The organism is Lacinutrix salivirga (assembly GCF_053604675.1).
The window spans coordinates 84,511-100,380 of sequence record NZ_JBSHNP010000140.1 but is presented as its reverse complement, the minus strand read 5'-3'; the positions used below and the strand labels follow the sequence as shown (position 1 = coordinate 100,380).

Genomic DNA, 15,870 nt, shown 5'->3' with positions numbered 1-15,870 from the left:
GTTAATGAATTAAAGTTAAAGATTTAATTGCAGTTAGTAAAATTTTTTAGGAATCTAAATCAAAGGTTTCTGTTGGATTGTTTTGGTTTTTGTAATCAAGCATATTTTCACCATCTGCAATAATTGAGCAAACTGTTGCGTCTCCTGTAACATTAACTACTGTTCTAAACATATCTAAAATTCTATCTACAGGAAAAATTATGGCTATCCAAGCAGGATTTAGTCCAACCGAATCCAATACAATAATTAACATTACTAATCCTGCGCTTGGTACTGCAGCACTACCAATTGAGGCTAATGTAGCTGTTAAAACAACAGTTAATTGTTGTGCAATGGTTAAATCTATCATGTGCATTTGTGCTAAAAATATAACAGCAACAGCTTGGTATAAACTGGTTCCATCCATATTTACAGTGGCTCCAATAGGCAACACAAAACTGGTAATTTTTTTATTTACGCCTAAGTTTTGTTCCACACACTCCATAGTTACAGGTAATGTTGCAGCACTACTAGAGGTCGAAAATGCTAAAGTTTGTGCAGGACCAATAGATTTAAAAAACCCTGAATACGGTATTTTTTTAACAAACGCTTTTAGTATTAAAGGATAAATAACAAAAATCATAGCTAATAATCCAATAAGTACTGTTAACGAGTACCAACTTAAGCCTTTAAAAATCTCAACAACTTTACCTATATCATCTCCTGCCATTTTACTTACAACTCCAGCTAGTAAAGCAAAAACAAAAAATGGAGCAGCTTGCATTACAATATCTACCATTTTAAGAAACACCTCGTTAATACCATCTACAAGTTTTAAAACGGGTTGTGCTTTATCTGAAGCTATAAAGAGTAAACAAACTCCAAAAAATACTGCAAAAAAGATAATTTGAAGCATTAAGCCATTATTAGATAATGAATAGAAAAAATTATCTGGTACAATATCTATTAACGGTTGTAGTGGTGTTGTTTCTTTACGCTTTTTAGCATTTTCTAACTTATCTGAAACAGAAATCGCTTTTAATTCGCTTTTGTTTAATTCTGAAATTTTTTGAGCACGTTCTAAATACTTTGGGTCTTTTAAAAAATTCTGACCATCCTTTATCTCATAGCCTTGTGAATCTGCCCAAATTTCGTAGCTTATTCTATTATCAATTCGGCTTTCTTCATCAATTAATTTTCCAGGTTTTATTGTGTTTACCAATAATAAACCAAATGAAATCGCCAGAATTGTGGTTAGTAAATATATACCCAATGTTTTTCCACCCATTCGTCCTAAGCTAGAAGGGTCTCCAATATTTGCCACACCAGAAATAATAGAAAACAAAACTAGTGGTACTGCTATAAGTTTTAATAAGTTGATGAAGATTTTACCAAAAGGATCAATCCAATTAATGGTAAACTCGCTCCAACCCATTGAGCTGGACAATAAAGCCCAAATAATACCAAGTACCATTCCTATAATAATCTTCCAATGTAATGCTAGTTTTTTCATATCTATTTCTCGAGAAAGCGAGAGTCTTTATTTATGTTTTCTGGTTAAAGGAAATTTGTTAATATATTTTATTTAATAAATAAAAATCGGCTAAAACTAAAGCAGCCATTGCTTCTACAATAGGTACAGCTCTAGGAACCACACAAGGATCGTGACGTCCTTTACCTTGCATTTCTACTATTTCGCCTTCATTAGTTATCGTTTGCTGTTTTTGCATAATGGTTGCAACAGGTTTAAAAGCAACACGAAAATAAATATCCATTCCGTTACTTATTCCACCTTGTATGCCACCAGAAAGGTTGGTTTTAGTAGTTCCGTCTGCGTTAAACAAATCGTTATGCTCACTACCTTTCATTTTTGCACCGCAAAACCCGCTTCCATACTCAAAGCCTTTTACAGCATTAATACTTAGCATGGCTTTACCAAGTTCGGCATGTAGTTTATCGAAAACAGGCTCGCCTAAGCCAATTGGTACATTTTGCAGCACGCATGTTATGGTGCCTCCTATAGTATCGCCTTGTTTTTTTATGTCTTGTATTTTAGTAATCATTTTTTCTGCGGAAGCAGTATCTGGACAACGCACAATATTACTTTCTGTTTTTGAAAAATCGAGGTCTTGATATGGCTTGTCAATAAATATATCTCCAACCGAAGATGTAAATGCATTAATCTTAACCTCTTTTAATACCTGTTTAGCCAATGCTCCTGCTACTACTCTACAAGCTGTTTCCCTTGCAGAGCTTCTGCCTCCTCCTCTATAATCTCTGTGACCATATTTTTGATCGTAAGTATAATCGGCATGGCTTGGTCTGTAACTGTCTTTAATGTGAGAATAGTCCTTAGATTTTTGATTAGCGTTGGCAATAGTAAATCCAATAGGAGTTCCTGTGGTTTTGCCTTCAAAAATACCAGAAAAAAATTGTACAGTATCTGGCTCTTTACGCTGCGTTACTATTTTAGATTGTCCTGGTTTTCGTCTGTCCATTTCATTTTGAATGGCTTCAAAATCAACAACTAAACCTGGAGGACAACCCTCTATTATGCCTCCAATAGCAACACCATGAGACTCACCAAAAGTGGTTAAATTAAATAATTTTCCGAAGGAATTTCCTGCCATAAACTAATGCTAATTGTTTTAAAAAATATAATTGTACGCTAATGTATATTTTATAATAGAGAAATGAAAATTCATCTTTAGTTATTCTTTATAATTTTATTAGATTTGAAAAAAAATATAAAATATGAAAATTTTTACAAATATTTGTCTTTCATTTTTGGCATTAACTTGTTTTGCTTGCGGAAGTGATGATGATGGTACAACTCCACAACCACCACAAGAATCGGCTACAGGAATATATTTTCCTTCTGCTTTAAACGATTTATGGATATATAATGTGGAAAGTACAGATGAAAATAATACTGATAATAATTTTTCTGAAACAGATGTAATTACTGTAAGTTCTGAAACGGATAATAGTTTTGAGTTGCAGGCTAACAATGGCACTTCGCCAGCAAATGGCAGTATGAATGCAATTTTAGTAAATGGTGTTTTAACAAGTACAGATACTACATTACTTTATAATGGCGCTTTAGAATTACCTGAAGAATTAGTAGATTTTATTGACCAAGATATTACTTTAAATACTATTTTACTTTACGATTTAAATGCTGGAGTGAACTCAGATTTAAGCAGTTTGTCTGATACCTTTTCTGAAACTTTAGACCTTAATGGAACTTCAGTACCATTAATAATAAATTACACCTTTAAAACAACTAAGTTAGGCAATTTAAACGCTTTAACTGTTGATGGAACAGTTTACGACGATGTTATAAAATCTAAACTAACTTTAGAAATGGACATTTCGATTACTGTTTCTGTATTAGGTATTTCGCAAACTATTAGTTTATTAGATACTCAAAATGTATTGGCTACAGACTACTATTTTGCTAGAGATATTGGATTAATTAAAGCAGATGCAGTACAAGGATTTCAACTATCGCCTGCTTTCTTGGCGTTTATGGAAGGTGTTGGAGCAACTATTCCTTTTCCAACTTCAGCCTCTGTTACCAATATACAGGAATTAGATAGTTACGTGGTGGAATAACAACAATTGCTTTTATAAAAAACGGCATACATTTAATCATGTATGCCGTTTTTTATTTTAAAGCATTTTTTAAAATACTAATTGGATGCTTCGCTATGCGTTGTGTGCCATCTTTTATTTGGTGCCTACAACTTGTTCCGTTTGCGGCAATTATAGTTTGTATTGGTGCTTTTTTCACCGCAGGAAACAAGGTCTGATTACCAATTTGCATACTGATTTCATAGTTGCCTTTTTCGTACCCAAAACTTCCTGCCATACCACAACAGCCACTAGGTATTATGGTTACTTTATAGTTTGTTGGTAAATTAAGCACGTTAAAACTATGGATTTGATTACTTAAAGCCTTTTGGTGGCAATGTCCATGAAATTTAATGGTTTGTGCTTCTTGTGTAAATTGATTAGCTGTAATATTTCCAATGGCAATTTCATTACTTATAAATTCTTCAATTAAATAGGTATGCGTAGCAATATGTTTTGCTGAAGTGCTATCGTTTGCTAATTTTAAATATTCGTCTTTAAAGGTTAATAGTGCTGATGGCTCAATACCAACAAGCACGTTATCTTCTGAAATCCTATCTTTTAAAACCGAAATATTTTTATTTGCAATCGCTTTTGCTTCTTCTAAAAACCCTTTAGACAAATAACTTCTTCCGCTTTCTAAATTATTGATTACATGAACTTTATACCCTAAAATTTCAAGTAAATATTTAGCATCATAAGCAATGTCAGACTCTAGATGATTTGTAAATTCATCTATAAAAAGTGAGACCGTTTTAACATAAGGTTCTTTTGAAGTTTCTGTACTTAATTTACTAGTTTTTAAATTGAATGGTTTAGTAATTATTGGTAAACTACGTTTAGCATGTACACTTATGCTGTTTTTTATGACTCTAGAAATCCACTTATTTTGAAATAAAAAGTTTGAGAATTTAGGTACTTTAGATGCTAATTTGTTATAGGTAGTAGAGTTAGCAAAAAAACGATCTTTTAATTTAAAACCATTAGCCTTTTGGTATTGATACTCAAATTCGGCTTTTAATGTTGCCACATCTACACTACTTGGACATTCGCTAGCACAAGCTTTACAGCTTAAACAAAGGCTAAACACCTCTTTTAATTCGCTATGATTAAATTTATTGTCTTTATTAGAATGTGTTAAAAACTCGCGCAATGCATTTGCTCTTGCTCTGGTTGTATCTTTCTCATTACGTGTGGCTCTATAACTAGGACACATTGTACCACCAAACTCTGGTAGTTTTCTACAATCTCCAGAGCCATTACATTTTTCGGCTTCTCGTAATATGCCTTTAGACGCAGAAAAATCTAAAAGTGTTTTAATTTCAGGTTCTACACGATCTGGCTGATAGCGCAAATTACTATCCATTGGTAAGGCATTAACAATTTTACCAGGATTAAACGTGTTTTTAGGATCAAAAACCGACTTTATTTGTTTTAAAATAGTGTAATTATTTTCGCCAATCATTAATGGTATAAACTCTGCTCTCACTATACCATCTCCATGTTCTCCACTAAATGACCCTTTGTATTTTTTAACTAGTTTTGCAACATCAGTAGTTATTTTCCTGAATAAAACAACATCTTCTTTTTTCTTTAAATTTAATACTGGTCGTAAATGCAATTCTCCTGCTCCAGCATGTGCGTAATAGACAGCTTTTTGATTGTAAGTTGCCATTAATGTACTAAACTCTGCAATATAACTTGACAAGTCGTTTAAGTCTACAGCAGTATCTTCAATACAAGCAACCGATTTTTTATCACCAATTAAATTGCCTAATAAACCTAAGCCAGCTTTACGAAGCTCCATAGCTTTAGTTATGTGTTCGCCTTGCAGAATAACATTTGCATAACTTAATTGTGAACGCGATAGCATATTAACCAAATTTTCAGTGTTCTGTTTTGCTTCAGTTATTGTATTTGCTTTAATCTCACACATTAAAATTGCCTCAGGATCCGCTTTTATAAATTGTCTGTTTTCGTTTTGAGTTTTATTGTGTTTTGTTAAATCTAATATGGTTTTATCTAGCATTTCGCAAGTATGCAAATCATTTTTCATTGCTATGGTAACAGCATCTAAACAAGAACTAATTGTGCTAAAATGAGCTACAACCATTATGCTTTCTTTTGGTGGTAACACATCTAATTTTAATGTGATTTGAGTTGTAAACGCTAGAGTGCCTTCGCTTCCGCTTAGTAAATTACACATATTAAACCCGTTGTTAGATGCTACAAAAGGTTGTGTTTGTATTAAAGCATCAATAGCATAACCTGTGTTTCTTCTATGGATTTCTTGTTTTGGAAATTCTGAAATAATTTCATTTTGGACTCCTTCAGATTGTAAACAATTATAAATAGTTGTATAAATTTCACCTTCTAAATCCTTTTGTTTTGTTTTTCTGAAGAATTCTTCTTTACTAATTTCATTAAAAACAGCTTCGCTGCCATCGCTTAAAATAGTATGAAGTTCTAACACTTTATCTCTTGTAACACCATATTGTATTGATGTTGTGCCAGAGGAGTTGTTGCCAACCATGCCTCCTATCATACATCTATTTGATGTTGATGTGTTTGGTCCAAAAAACAAACCAAATGGTTCTAAATAATTATTTAATTCGTCTCTAACAACTCCTGGTTGAAGCGTAACTGTTTTATTAATTGTATCTACACTTATAATTTTTGTGAAATATTTAGAACTATCTACTATAATACCATTTCCAATACATTGTCCTGCTAAGGATGTTCCTGCTGCTCTTGGAATAAGGCCAATACTATGTTTATTTGCAAAATGGATTAGCTGTTTTAAGTCTGCTTTAGTTTTTGGCAAAGCCACAGCTAAAGGCAGTTTTCTATATACTGAAGCATCTGTAGCGTAGATTGAACGCATTAAGCTATCATAATATAATTCGCCTAAAAGCGTTTTACTTAAGAGTTTAAGCTCGTTAGTTAAAGAAAAATCTGTGGTTTTCATCTGAGCTTAAAATTAGTATAAAAAGAGTTAATTTTAACATAAAATTACTCTTAAAAAAACTTTAATCTTTAATTTTGACTATTAATTTAAAACTTAAATTTATGAAAAAAGTAATCTTAGTATTTGTAGCATTTTTAGGAGCTACAGCAATGATGAGTGCACAATCAATTTCTGAGAACGCAATTGGTTTACGATTTGGAGATAATGATGGCTTTGGAGCAGAAGTGTCTTACCAAAGAGGCTTAGGAGACAATAACCGTTTGGAACTAGATTTAGGAATTAGAACTGGTAACAATTATGATGGTTTTAAGCTAGCAGGTTTATACCAGTGGGTTTGGGTTTTAGATGGCGATTTTAACTGGTACGTTGGTGCTGGTGGTGGAGTTGCCTCTTATAGTTTTGATAATGTGCCTAATGGTATTGATGATAGCGAAACCTTTGTGTTTGCAGCAGGAGACATTGGTGTAGAGTATAATTTTGACATTCCTTTACAACTCTCTTTAGATTTTAGACCAGAAATTGGTTTTGGAGATGGTGTTTATGGTAATGATGATTTAGATTTTGACATTGCTTTAGGTGTTAGATATAGATTTTAAATACCTTATAATATATTTTAGTGAAACCATTTTAGATTAAATCTGAAATGGTTTTTTTATGCTATAATTTAAAAGAAGCAAAACAACGTTTAATTAATCAGGTTGCTTTTCGCTTAAATATTTCCAATAGCGCTTTGGAACATGCCGAATGTGAAGTTTCATGTTTTTACGAGACTCGATATTTGTACTTTTAAAATAATCTTGCCATAGTTGTTGGAAATCATATTCTTCTTCAGAAAAAATAGTATGATCTGTTTTAGTCGCATCAAAACCTTTTGGTAATTCCAATGCTACAATTTGTAAAGTTTTTAAATCATAGAACAAACCATACTGTCGCTTTAAATCGTAAATTATCCATTTTTGGTCTGCATATCTTCTTTTAAAATGCTTTGCAATTAAAGGTAAAACATCAAAATCGGGTTCTATGTTTGCAAAATAAATATCGTCTTTTGTTAATTTAAATCTAACAAAGGCTTCCATACGATGCTTTTCTCTACCAACCATTTTAGCGATTTGAGAAATTTTTAAAACCGATGGATGCGAATAGTCTTTATTGGCTAGTTTTTCGTTTTTTAGTACATATTTAATATAATCGTAAAGTGTATTTTCGATAGTTGGTTTTTCGCTTAAAAATGCATAATAAATGGTATGTATTGCTGCTGGAGATACTTTTGATTTAATGCCATGCCAAACACGATCTGCTTTCTGTTTATTGGTTATAATAGTTTCTACCACTGCAAATAGTTGGTGTTGCGCTTTAGTGGCTTTTTGGATTGAGAGCACATTTAACTTATAATCGTAAGCGTTAAAAACACAAGTTAAAAACCCATCGAAAGTACCATCGTAGATAAGGTTTTTAGCTTCCATTAGCTAAAAAGATTTAGTTGGTTGCTCAACGATTTTCTATATTTACTAGTCGAATTTTGAAGAATTAAGGATTTAATTTTTGTGGCTGTTAAATCGCGACGTTCAAACTGATTAGAATCGCATATTATAAAATATTGCGCTCTATTGAGTGAAACACCTATTTTTTTAAGATGTTCCCAATTTAAACGCCTAAAGCGTCTTGCATTTAAAATTTTGTAAACCGATTTCATTCCTAAACCAGGTATTCTGGCTAACATTCGCTTATCTGCTGTATTAATATCTACAGGAAATTCATTGAGATGTCTTAAAGCCCATCCTAGTTTTGGGTCAATATCTAAATCTAAATGTTGTTGTACAGGATTTAATATTTCATCGAAAGTAAACCCATAAAAACGCATAAGCCAATCGGTTTGATAAAGTCTATTTTCTCTAAGCATAGGCACATCGCTTCCTATTTTAGGCAATCGGTCGTCATAGCTAATTGGCACATAGCCAGAATAGTACACACGTTTTAGATTGTACGCTTTATAAAAATGATTAGATGTTTTCATTATTTCAAAGTCACTCTCACCACTTGCCCCAATTATCATTTGTGTGCTTTGTCCTGCAGGCGCAAATTTTGGTGTGCTTTTAATTACTTTTTTCTCTGCTTTATATTGAATGATTTCATTTTTAACCTTAACCATAGGTTTTATAAAATCGGCTCTATTTTTTTCTGGAGCCAAAAGTTTTAAACCAGATTCTGTAGGAATTTCAATATTAACGCTTAATCTGTCTGCATACAATCCTGCTTCTCGCATCAACTCATCTGAAGCTCCAGGTATGGATTTTAAATGGATGTAACCATTAAAATTTTCTTCGAGACGTAGTTTTTTTGCCACTGCAACTAAACGCTCCATGGTATAATCGGCAGACTTAAATATACCAGAACTTAGAAATAAGCCTTCGATATAATTTCTTCTGTAAAAATTTATGGTTAAATCTACAACTTCTTGGACTTTAAAAGCAGCGCGTTTAATGTCGTTACTTTTTCTGGTCACACAATACGCGCAATCAAAAATGCAATAATTTGTTAGTAATATTTTTAGTAGTGAAACACAACGACCATCTTCGGTGTAGGAATGGCAAATACCCATTCCTGTTGCATCGCCAAGACCTTTGTTGGTATTAGCTCTTTTGCTCCCACTTGAAGAGCAAGAAACATCATACTTTGCAGCATCTGCTAGTATTTTTAGTTTCTCTTGAGTTCTTTGAAACGACAATAAAAAATTCCTCCTTGATATAAATAGTGAACTGTAAATTTACTATAATTTTCACTAAATTAAAAGCTTAGAAAAGACATTAAATGTTAAACTTTTACTTAATTACTATAATATGTTTGAGATATTGATTATACTATGTTTTATCATTGTATGAGACTGAAATCACTACTACTAATATTCATAATTTTTACTATTTGCATGAACGCACAACACACCATACCTAATTCTATAATTAATGAAGCTAAAACAGCATTATCCTTTTATCCTGAATTAGAAAACACTAGAATAAAAATTAAGTTTAAAAAGAATATTAAAAAATCTACAATGCAAGCCAGACCTACATTTGGTAGCTTTTTTAGAAGCAAAAAAAACCGAAGATATATTATATTAATTAGTGAAACCTTTAAGATTTCGGATAAAGAATTTTTAACTAAGCACATTCCAACAGATATACTTATTGGCTGGATTGGACATGAATTAGGCCATATTATGGATTATCAAAATCGTGGTAATTTTAATTTAATTTGGTTTGGACTAAAATATCTGTTTTCTGAAAATCATATAGTGAAAGCTGAACGTGCTGCAGACTCCTTTGCAGTGGCGAGTGGTATGGAAGATTATATATTAAAAACTAAAGATTTTATTTTAAATCATGCAGAAATAACACCAACGTATAAGGATAGAATAAAAAAATATTATTTATCTCCAGAAGAAATTATGGAGCTCGTTAAACAACGTGATGCCAAAGCGGTTTTTAATTAATGTTGTGCAACAAATGCTTCCCATTCTTTAAATTTATCTTCATTCATTACGCGTTCCATTTTTACTTGTCCGCCTTTTTTCTTGTTTTTAGCATTCCAATCATAAAAAATTTCAGGTGAAACAATTTTAACTTTAACACCTTTAAGCGCCTTACTTCTAGCGACTTTATAATTTTTGTTAGCGTTTTTTAGCGAAGCATCTAAAGCTTCAGCAATTTTATTTTCATCAAAATTTTTAAGTTCCGATCCTAAGTACCAACAGTGGTAAAATTCACCATCCTCTGCCCTTTTTGCGCAAATGGTGTATTCTGGAATTTTAGTCGAAAACGCTTCTTCTAAATCTCGCATTGCAGCATCCATTTTATTAACTGAAAGTTGAGAACCCACAGTATTTAGAAAGAATTTGGTACGACCTGTAATTTTTATTTCGGCACGTTCAACATTGGTAAATTCAATAGTATCTCCAATTAAATAACGCCAAGCTCCACTAACAGTACTAATTATTAAAACGTAATCTTGGTTTAATTCAACGTCTTTTAAAGTTACAGATGGAGCATTTTCTACTAAAGCGCCTTCTTTATTTATGTATTCTGGTTTAAAAGGGACAAACTCAAAATAAATACCATTATCTGTATTGAGTTGCATGGCATCGGTTTCTGGTCTAACCTGTGTGGCTATATAGCCTTCGGACGCTAAATAGGTATCAATTACAGTAACGGGTTTACCCATTAGCGCATTAAAACTTTTCTCGTAAGGTCCAAAAGCTACACCACCAGAGGTATAGACCTGTAGATTTGGCCAAATGTCGTGGATGGTTTCTAAATTGTGATAATCGATTACTTTTTGAAGCATCAATTCGATCCAAGATGGGATACCACTTAATGCTCCAATATCCCAATCGTTAGCTCTTTCTGCTATGCGTTGCACTCTATCGTCCCAATCGTCAATCTTAGCAATAGCTTCTCCTGGTTTGTAATAGCCTCTAAACCAAGGAGGAATATTACTTGCTGTAATACCACTAATTTCTCCTTCTAAATGGTCTTCTTTTTTATCTAAATCTGTAGAACTACCAAGCATCATGATTTCTTTTTCAAAAAAATCTGCAGGTAAATCGAAGTTTTTAAGTGCAAACACTTGTTTTATACCTGCTTGCCTAATGGCTTCAATCATAGCATCTGTAACAGGAATACGCTTACTTGTTTTTCCAGTAGTGCCTGAGCTTACTGCAAAATAAGAGGGATTTCCTGGCCAAGTTACATTTTCTTTTCCCTCGTGAAGTTGGTGCCACCATTCTTCATTAATTTTATTATAATCGAAATAAGGAATGTTTTGAGCAAATGCTTCTAAAGTAGTATCAGAATTAAGAATTTCTTTAAAGTTAAAGTGTTTACCAAACTCCGTATCTTTTGCTTTTTCTAAAAGTTCTTTAAGCACTTTTTCTTGTGCTTCTATATGATTAACTTCCGGAGATAGTGTATCTTTTAATTGAATAAACCCTTTGATAATAGTTCCTAGAATAGCCATAAGTTGTATTTTTTACAAATATCAACTTTTAAAAGAAGCTACTTTAACTCATTTAAGATTTGATTTAGTGTAATTGCTCTTTAAATTTCAGAAATTATAATATGAGACATTTTTTTAGTGTATCCTCGTATATTTTTTCATATTGTGGTACAATGCTGTGGATATCAAAACGAGCAGCTTCTAATTTTGCATTGCTTTTAAATTTGTTTAATCGAGACGCATCGCTTAAAATATGAATGGCATTTTCACTCATACTTTTAACATCGCCAACTTCACTTAAAAATCCTGAAAACCCTTCTTTATTAACTTCTGGAATTCCTCCAGTATTACTTGAAATTACAGGTACTCCTGAAGCCATTGCTTCTAAAGCAGATAATCCAAAACTTTCTGTTTCACTTGGTAATAAAAACAAATCTGAAAAACAGAGAATGCGATCTATCTCATTACTGTTTCCAAAAAACACAACCTTATCTGCTATGCCTAATTTTTCGCAAAGGCGTTCTGCTGGTTCTTTTTCAGGTCCTTCTCCAACCATCATTAGTTTGGCAGGCATTTCTTTTTGGACATTATAGAAAATTTTAATAACATCTTCTATTCGTTTTACAGGTCTAAAGTTACTAATGTGTGTTAAGATTTTTTCATCTTCAGTTGCCATCATTGCTCTTTGACAGTCTGTAAAACCATGATTAAATTTATTAAGGTCTATAAAATTAGTGACTACATTAATATCATTTTTAATATCGAATAAGCGTAACGTATCTTCTTTTAAGCTTTGAGAAACCGCAGTTACAGCATCCGATTTATTGATACTAAACGTAACAGCTGGTTTATAAAAAGGGTGACTTCCAACTAATGTAATATCTGTTCCATGAAGTGTGGTAACAATTGGAATATAAATATTATCTTCTCGCAACATTTTTTGAGCCATATAGGCTGCATAAGCATGTGGAATTGCGTAGTGAACATGCAATACTTCAATTTTATGAAGCTTTACCATATCTACTAATTTACTAGATAATGCTAGTTCGTATGGTTGGTAATGAAATAGTGGGTATTCTGGTACGTTTACCTCATGAAAGTGTAAATTACTACCTAAGAGCTCTAAACGAACGGGTTGATTGTAGGTTATAAAATGGATTTCGTGACCACGTTTTGAAAGCTCTAAACCTAGTTCTGTTGCTACTACTCCACTTCCTCCAAATGTTGGATAACATACAATACCTATTTTCATTTTTTATGTTTTAAATCTCAAAATAAGCTTAATCTACAATCGCTTCGTAGATAGCTTCTTGGATATTAGTTCTAATATTTTCTCTTAATAACACGTTTTTCCCTGCTTTAGGATATGTTCTATTTGCTAAAAAAATATACACAATTTCCTCCTCAGGATCTGCCCAAGCGTAAGTGCCTGTAAAGCCAGAATGTCCAAAACTGGTCATAGAAACACAGCCACATGTTGGTCCTGAATCTCCTAATTGAGGTTTATCAAAACCTATTCCTCGTCTATTATTTTTATCGCAGAAATAACAGGTGTTAAATTTATCTATAGTTTCTGTTTTAAAATAGCGTTTTCCTCCATAGTAGCCTTTTTGAAGGTATAGTTGCATAATTTTTGCCATGTCGTTTGCATTACTAAACACACCTGCATGTCCTCCAACACCATCTTGCATTGCTGCTCCCATATCATGCACGTAGCCTTTTATTTCTTGATAACGATAATAGTCGTCTATTTCAGTCGGAATAATATTCCTGTTACTTACAACTTGTTTTGGATTATAAGTGGTGTTATTTGCACCTAACGATCTATAAAAATGCTCTTGTACTAACTCATCTAGCCCTTTTTTATAGTAACTTTCAATGTATTGTTTTAATATATAATAAGGTAAATCGCTGTAACGATAGCGTAGTCTAGACAGTAATTCACTATCCTTTATTATACCTTGAATAGAGTCTTTGTAGTCGCTTCGCATATATAATTGGTTGGCTACTTTTACAGTAAATTTCCCTGAAGGTGACGTTTTATAATACTTTGAGTGAGGTTTTTTTGTAACAGAATCTAAAGTGGCATAATAAAAAGGTACCCAAGGTTTTAATTGTGCATAATGCGATAACATTTTTTTAAGGGTTACATTCTTTTTATTTGATGTTTTGTACTCCGGAAGAATTTCAGAAAGTTTAGTCTCTAAATTGACCACTCCTTTTTCTTCTAACTCCATTAATAATGGCAATGTAGCTACAATTTTTGTTAACGAAGCGATGTCGTAAATATCTTCAGATTTTACGCGTTCGGAACCTTTATAAGTATGTTTCCCAAAGTTTTTGTTATAAATCACTTTCCCTTTACGAGCAATTAATAACTGTATTCCAGGAGTCATATTTGCATTTACAGCATGATTAGCAATAGAGTCTATTTTCTTTAGTTTTTCTGAAGACATTCCAACACGTTCAGGCACTGTATAACCTAATCGTTGAATATTGTTGTAAATAATACCATCGCCAACTTTAAATTGATCGGTTATTGAAACTGGTAAACTTCCTTTTGCTGGCAATGCTCCAAAAATGAGTTGAGCAGATTTTTCTTGCGCTATTTTGCTGTTTTGATAACTAACAACAACAGCCTCAAAATTTTCGAAAGTTTTAATAGCGTTTAGTGCATAAGGCTTAACAAAAATATCTAGTACAACCTCCTTTTTACGCGCTAACTCATATAACCAAACGAGTTCTTTATCTGAAAACTCATAGCCTTTCCAAGGACTAGCATTGGAGCGATGAAAACCTATAATTACTGTGTTGTAGTGTTCTAGTTTTTTAAGCAAACCTTCTAAATCATTGGCTTTAACTTCTGTTACTCTTGTGTATTTTTTTAATTCGTTTAAATAGTTACTTCCGCTATCGTCACCAAATTTAACATACGCTATAGATTTACGTTCTAACTCACGAAGTGGTAAAATTTCATTTTTATTTTTAACAACAGTAATGGCTTGTTCTAATAGTTTCTCGTATAAAATATCGTCTTTTAGTCTGTTTAAGTCTTCAATTAAAAACTGAGTTCCAATAGGCTTATAGTTATTTAAGCCTACTTTGTATTTGGCTTGTAATATTTTTTTAACCGAATGTGCTAAACGCTCTTCAGTAATCACACCATTTTTATAAGCGTCTTCAAATTTTGCTACTGCTTTTGGTACGTTTTCGGACATAAGCATCACATCGTTACCTGCTAAAAATGCCATTAAATCTATTTCGCCACCAGTAATCATCTTATTTTTTTTGGTGCCATCAATGGTTGGCTCTACAAAATCTGCTGCGCCTTTCATCGTTAAGGCGTCTGTAAAAATAAGCCCTTTAAACTCTAATTTTTCTTTTAGAATATTGGTAACAATTTGCTTTGATAGTGACGAAGGAAATCCATTTCGAGCTTCTAAACTTGGTACATTTAAATGCGCTACCATAACACTCGATAAGCCTTCTTTTATTAATTTTCTATAAGGATATAACTCTATAGAATCTATTCGTTTTTCACTAAATGAAACAGTTGGCAACGTTTTATGTGAGTCTGCCTCAGTATCTCCATGACCAGGAAAATGCTTTGCATTAGCTAGTACACCAGCACTTTGCATTCCTTTCATAAATGCTAAAGACTTCTCTGTTACGTTATCTCTATCTTCTCCAAAAGAGCGATTACCTATAATTGGATTTTTTGGGTTTGTATTAATATCTACCACTGGAGCAAAATTAAAATGTACACCTAAACGTTTACAATGTTCTCCTAACTGCTTTCCTGTTTCTTCAATTAACTGATTATTTTTTATGGCACCAAGCGTCATATTCCAAGGGAATGCATACGTAGAGTCTAAACGCATACTTAAACCCCATTCTGCATCCATACCAACCAATAATGGTGTTTTAGAAGCTGCTTGTAGTTCGTTATTTAGTTTTGCCTGCCTTACTGGTCCACCTTTAGAGTATATAATACCTCCTATGTGTTGTTCTTTTATTAGTTTAACCACAGCGTTTTTTTCTTTTTGAGTCTGGCTAGAAAATACCTGAACCATAAACAATTGTCCAATTTTCTCTTTTATTGTTAAATTAGAATACAGACTATCTACCCATTGCTGCTGCTGTTCTACATCGCTAGATAACAATGGATTAGAAGTGTTTTGAGCAACAGATGTTACAGTAAATAATAAGAAAGAAATGAGGGAAAATATATAACGCATAGAAATTTATAATTATGAGAGTTTTAGTATAGTTTATAATAACTAAAAACTATGCCAAAT

At 32.6% G+C, this 15,870-nt stretch carries 11 protein-coding genes; 3 read left to right on the top strand and 8 right to left on the bottom strand.

Translation table 11 applies throughout. From position 1 onward, the window contains the following. Positions 1–46 precede the first annotated feature (46 nt). Both ACVC5O_RS13545 and aroC read right to left on the bottom strand, forming a co-directional pair. The gene (locus ACVC5O_RS13545; RefSeq protein ID WP_452222022.1) at positions 47–1,492 is read right to left on the bottom strand and encodes a dicarboxylate/amino acid:cation symporter; all 1,446 of its coding nucleotides are present in this window, start codon (positions 1,490–1,492) and stop codon (positions 47–49) included. Between the two features lie 58 nt (positions 1,493–1,550). Next, positions 1,551–2,609 carry a chorismate synthase gene (gene aroC, locus ACVC5O_RS13540; RefSeq protein WP_452222021.1) on the bottom strand — a complete coding sequence of 353 codons (1,059 nt, stop codon included), beginning with the start codon at positions 2,607–2,609 and terminating at the stop codon, positions 1,551–1,553. Between the two features lie 124 nt (positions 2,610–2,733). On the opposite strand from aroC, the gene ACVC5O_RS13535 reads away from it, so the two are divergent. Continuing rightward, positions 2,734–3,597: a hypothetical protein gene (locus ACVC5O_RS13535; RefSeq protein WP_452222020.1), complete on the top strand. Its 864-nt coding sequence runs from the start codon at positions 2,734–2,736 to the stop codon at positions 3,595–3,597. Positions 3,598–3,649: 52 nt separating this feature from the next. Here the strand turns inward: ACVC5O_RS13535 and ACVC5O_RS13530 are convergent, their stop codons facing one another. Next, positions 3,650–6,583, bottom strand: coding sequence for an FAD-binding and (Fe-S)-binding domain-containing protein (locus ACVC5O_RS13530; RefSeq protein WP_452222019.1), 2,934 nt, complete (start codon positions 6,581–6,583; stop codon positions 3,650–3,652). Between the two features lie 101 nt (positions 6,584–6,684). Between ACVC5O_RS13530 and ACVC5O_RS13525 the strand changes: the two genes are divergently transcribed. Continuing rightward, the gene (locus ACVC5O_RS13525) at positions 6,685–7,179 is read left to right on the top strand and encodes a hypothetical protein (protein WP_452222018.1); all 495 of its coding nucleotides are present in this window, start codon (positions 6,685–6,687) and stop codon (positions 7,177–7,179) included. A 93-nt stretch (positions 7,180–7,272) separates the two neighbouring features. Here the strand turns inward: ACVC5O_RS13525 and ACVC5O_RS13520 are convergent, their stop codons facing one another. Together ACVC5O_RS13520 and ACVC5O_RS13515 are read right to left on the bottom strand one after the other, a co-directional pair. Continuing rightward, complete coding sequence (locus tag ACVC5O_RS13520) at positions 7,273–8,046, bottom strand: TIGR03915 family putative DNA repair protein (RefSeq protein ID WP_452222017.1); 774 nt, start codon at positions 8,044–8,046, stop codon at positions 7,273–7,275. Beyond that, positions 8,046–9,308, bottom strand: a complete 1,263-nt coding sequence (locus ACVC5O_RS13515) for a putative DNA modification/repair radical SAM protein (RefSeq protein ID WP_452222016.1) — start codon at positions 9,306–9,308, stop codon at positions 8,046–8,048. Before ACVC5O_RS13515 ends, ACVC5O_RS13520 begins: the two co-directional genes overlap by 1 nt. Before the next feature lie 198 nt (positions 9,309–9,506). Between ACVC5O_RS13515 and ACVC5O_RS13510 the strand changes: the two genes are divergently transcribed. Then, positions 9,507–10,070 carry a hypothetical protein gene (locus ACVC5O_RS13510; protein ID WP_452222015.1) on the top strand — a complete coding sequence of 188 codons (564 nt, stop codon included), beginning with the start codon at positions 9,507–9,509 and terminating at the stop codon, positions 10,068–10,070. Here the strand turns inward: ACVC5O_RS13510 and ACVC5O_RS13505 are convergent. The 3 genes from ACVC5O_RS13505 to ACVC5O_RS13495 all read right to left on the bottom strand — a co-directional run bounded on the left by ACVC5O_RS13505 (position 10,067) and on the right by ACVC5O_RS13495 (position 15,810). Further along, on the bottom strand, positions 10,067–11,593 hold the full coding sequence (locus tag ACVC5O_RS13505) for a GH3 family acyl-acid amido synthetase (protein ID WP_452222014.1): 1,527 nt from the start codon (positions 11,591–11,593) through the stop codon (positions 10,067–10,069). The two genes, ACVC5O_RS13510 and ACVC5O_RS13505, sit on opposite strands and share 4 nt — an antisense overlap. 94 nt (positions 11,594–11,687) lie before the next feature. Next, positions 11,688–12,824 (bottom strand): N-acetyl-alpha-D-glucosaminyl L-malate synthase BshA, encoded by a 1,137-nt coding sequence (bshA, locus tag ACVC5O_RS13500; RefSeq protein WP_452222013.1) that lies wholly within the window; start codon positions 12,822–12,824, stop codon positions 11,688–11,690. Positions 12,825–12,852: 28 nt separating this feature from the next. After that, entirely contained in the window at positions 12,853–15,810 is a 2,958-nt protein-coding gene (locus tag ACVC5O_RS13495) for a glycoside hydrolase family 3 N-terminal domain-containing protein (protein WP_452222012.1), read from the bottom strand. Positions 15,811–15,870 lie beyond the last annotated feature (60 nt).

What these genes read in the sequence shown, in the direction of transcription:
- bshA (WP_452222013.1), bottom strand. Translation starts at nt 12,824, where the DNA reads ATGAAAATAGGTATTGTATGTTATCCAACATTTGGAGGAAGTGGAGTA.
- ACVC5O_RS13545 (WP_452222022.1), bottom strand. Translation starts at nt 1,492, where the DNA reads ATGAAAAAACTAGCATTACATTGGAAGATTATTATAGGAATGGTACTT.
- ACVC5O_RS13535 (WP_452222020.1), top strand. Translation starts at nt 2,734, where the DNA reads ATGAAAATTTTTACAAATATTTGTCTTTCATTTTTGGCATTAACTTGT.
- ACVC5O_RS13520 (WP_452222017.1), bottom strand. Translation starts at nt 8,046, where the DNA reads ATGGAAGCTAAAAACCTTATCTACGATGGTACTTTCGATGGGTTTTTA.
- ACVC5O_RS13495 (WP_452222012.1), bottom strand. Translation starts at nt 15,810, where the DNA reads ATGCGTTATATATTTTCCCTCATTTCTTTCTTATTATTTACTGTAACA.
- ACVC5O_RS13505 (WP_452222014.1), bottom strand. Translation starts at nt 11,593, where the DNA reads ATGGCTATTCTAGGAACTATTATCAAAGGGTTTATTCAATTAAAAGAT.
- ACVC5O_RS13525 (WP_452222018.1), top strand. Translation starts at nt 6,685, where the DNA reads ATGAAAAAAGTAATCTTAGTATTTGTAGCATTTTTAGGAGCTACAGCA.
- aroC (WP_452222021.1), bottom strand. Translation starts at nt 2,609, where the DNA reads ATGGCAGGAAATTCCTTCGGAAAATTATTTAATTTAACCACTTTTGGT.
- ACVC5O_RS13530 (WP_452222019.1), bottom strand. Translation starts at nt 6,583, where the DNA reads ATGAAAACCACAGATTTTTCTTTAACTAACGAGCTTAAACTCTTAAGT.
- ACVC5O_RS13510 (WP_452222015.1), top strand. Translation starts at nt 9,507, where the DNA reads ATGAACGCACAACACACCATACCTAATTCTATAATTAATGAAGCTAAA.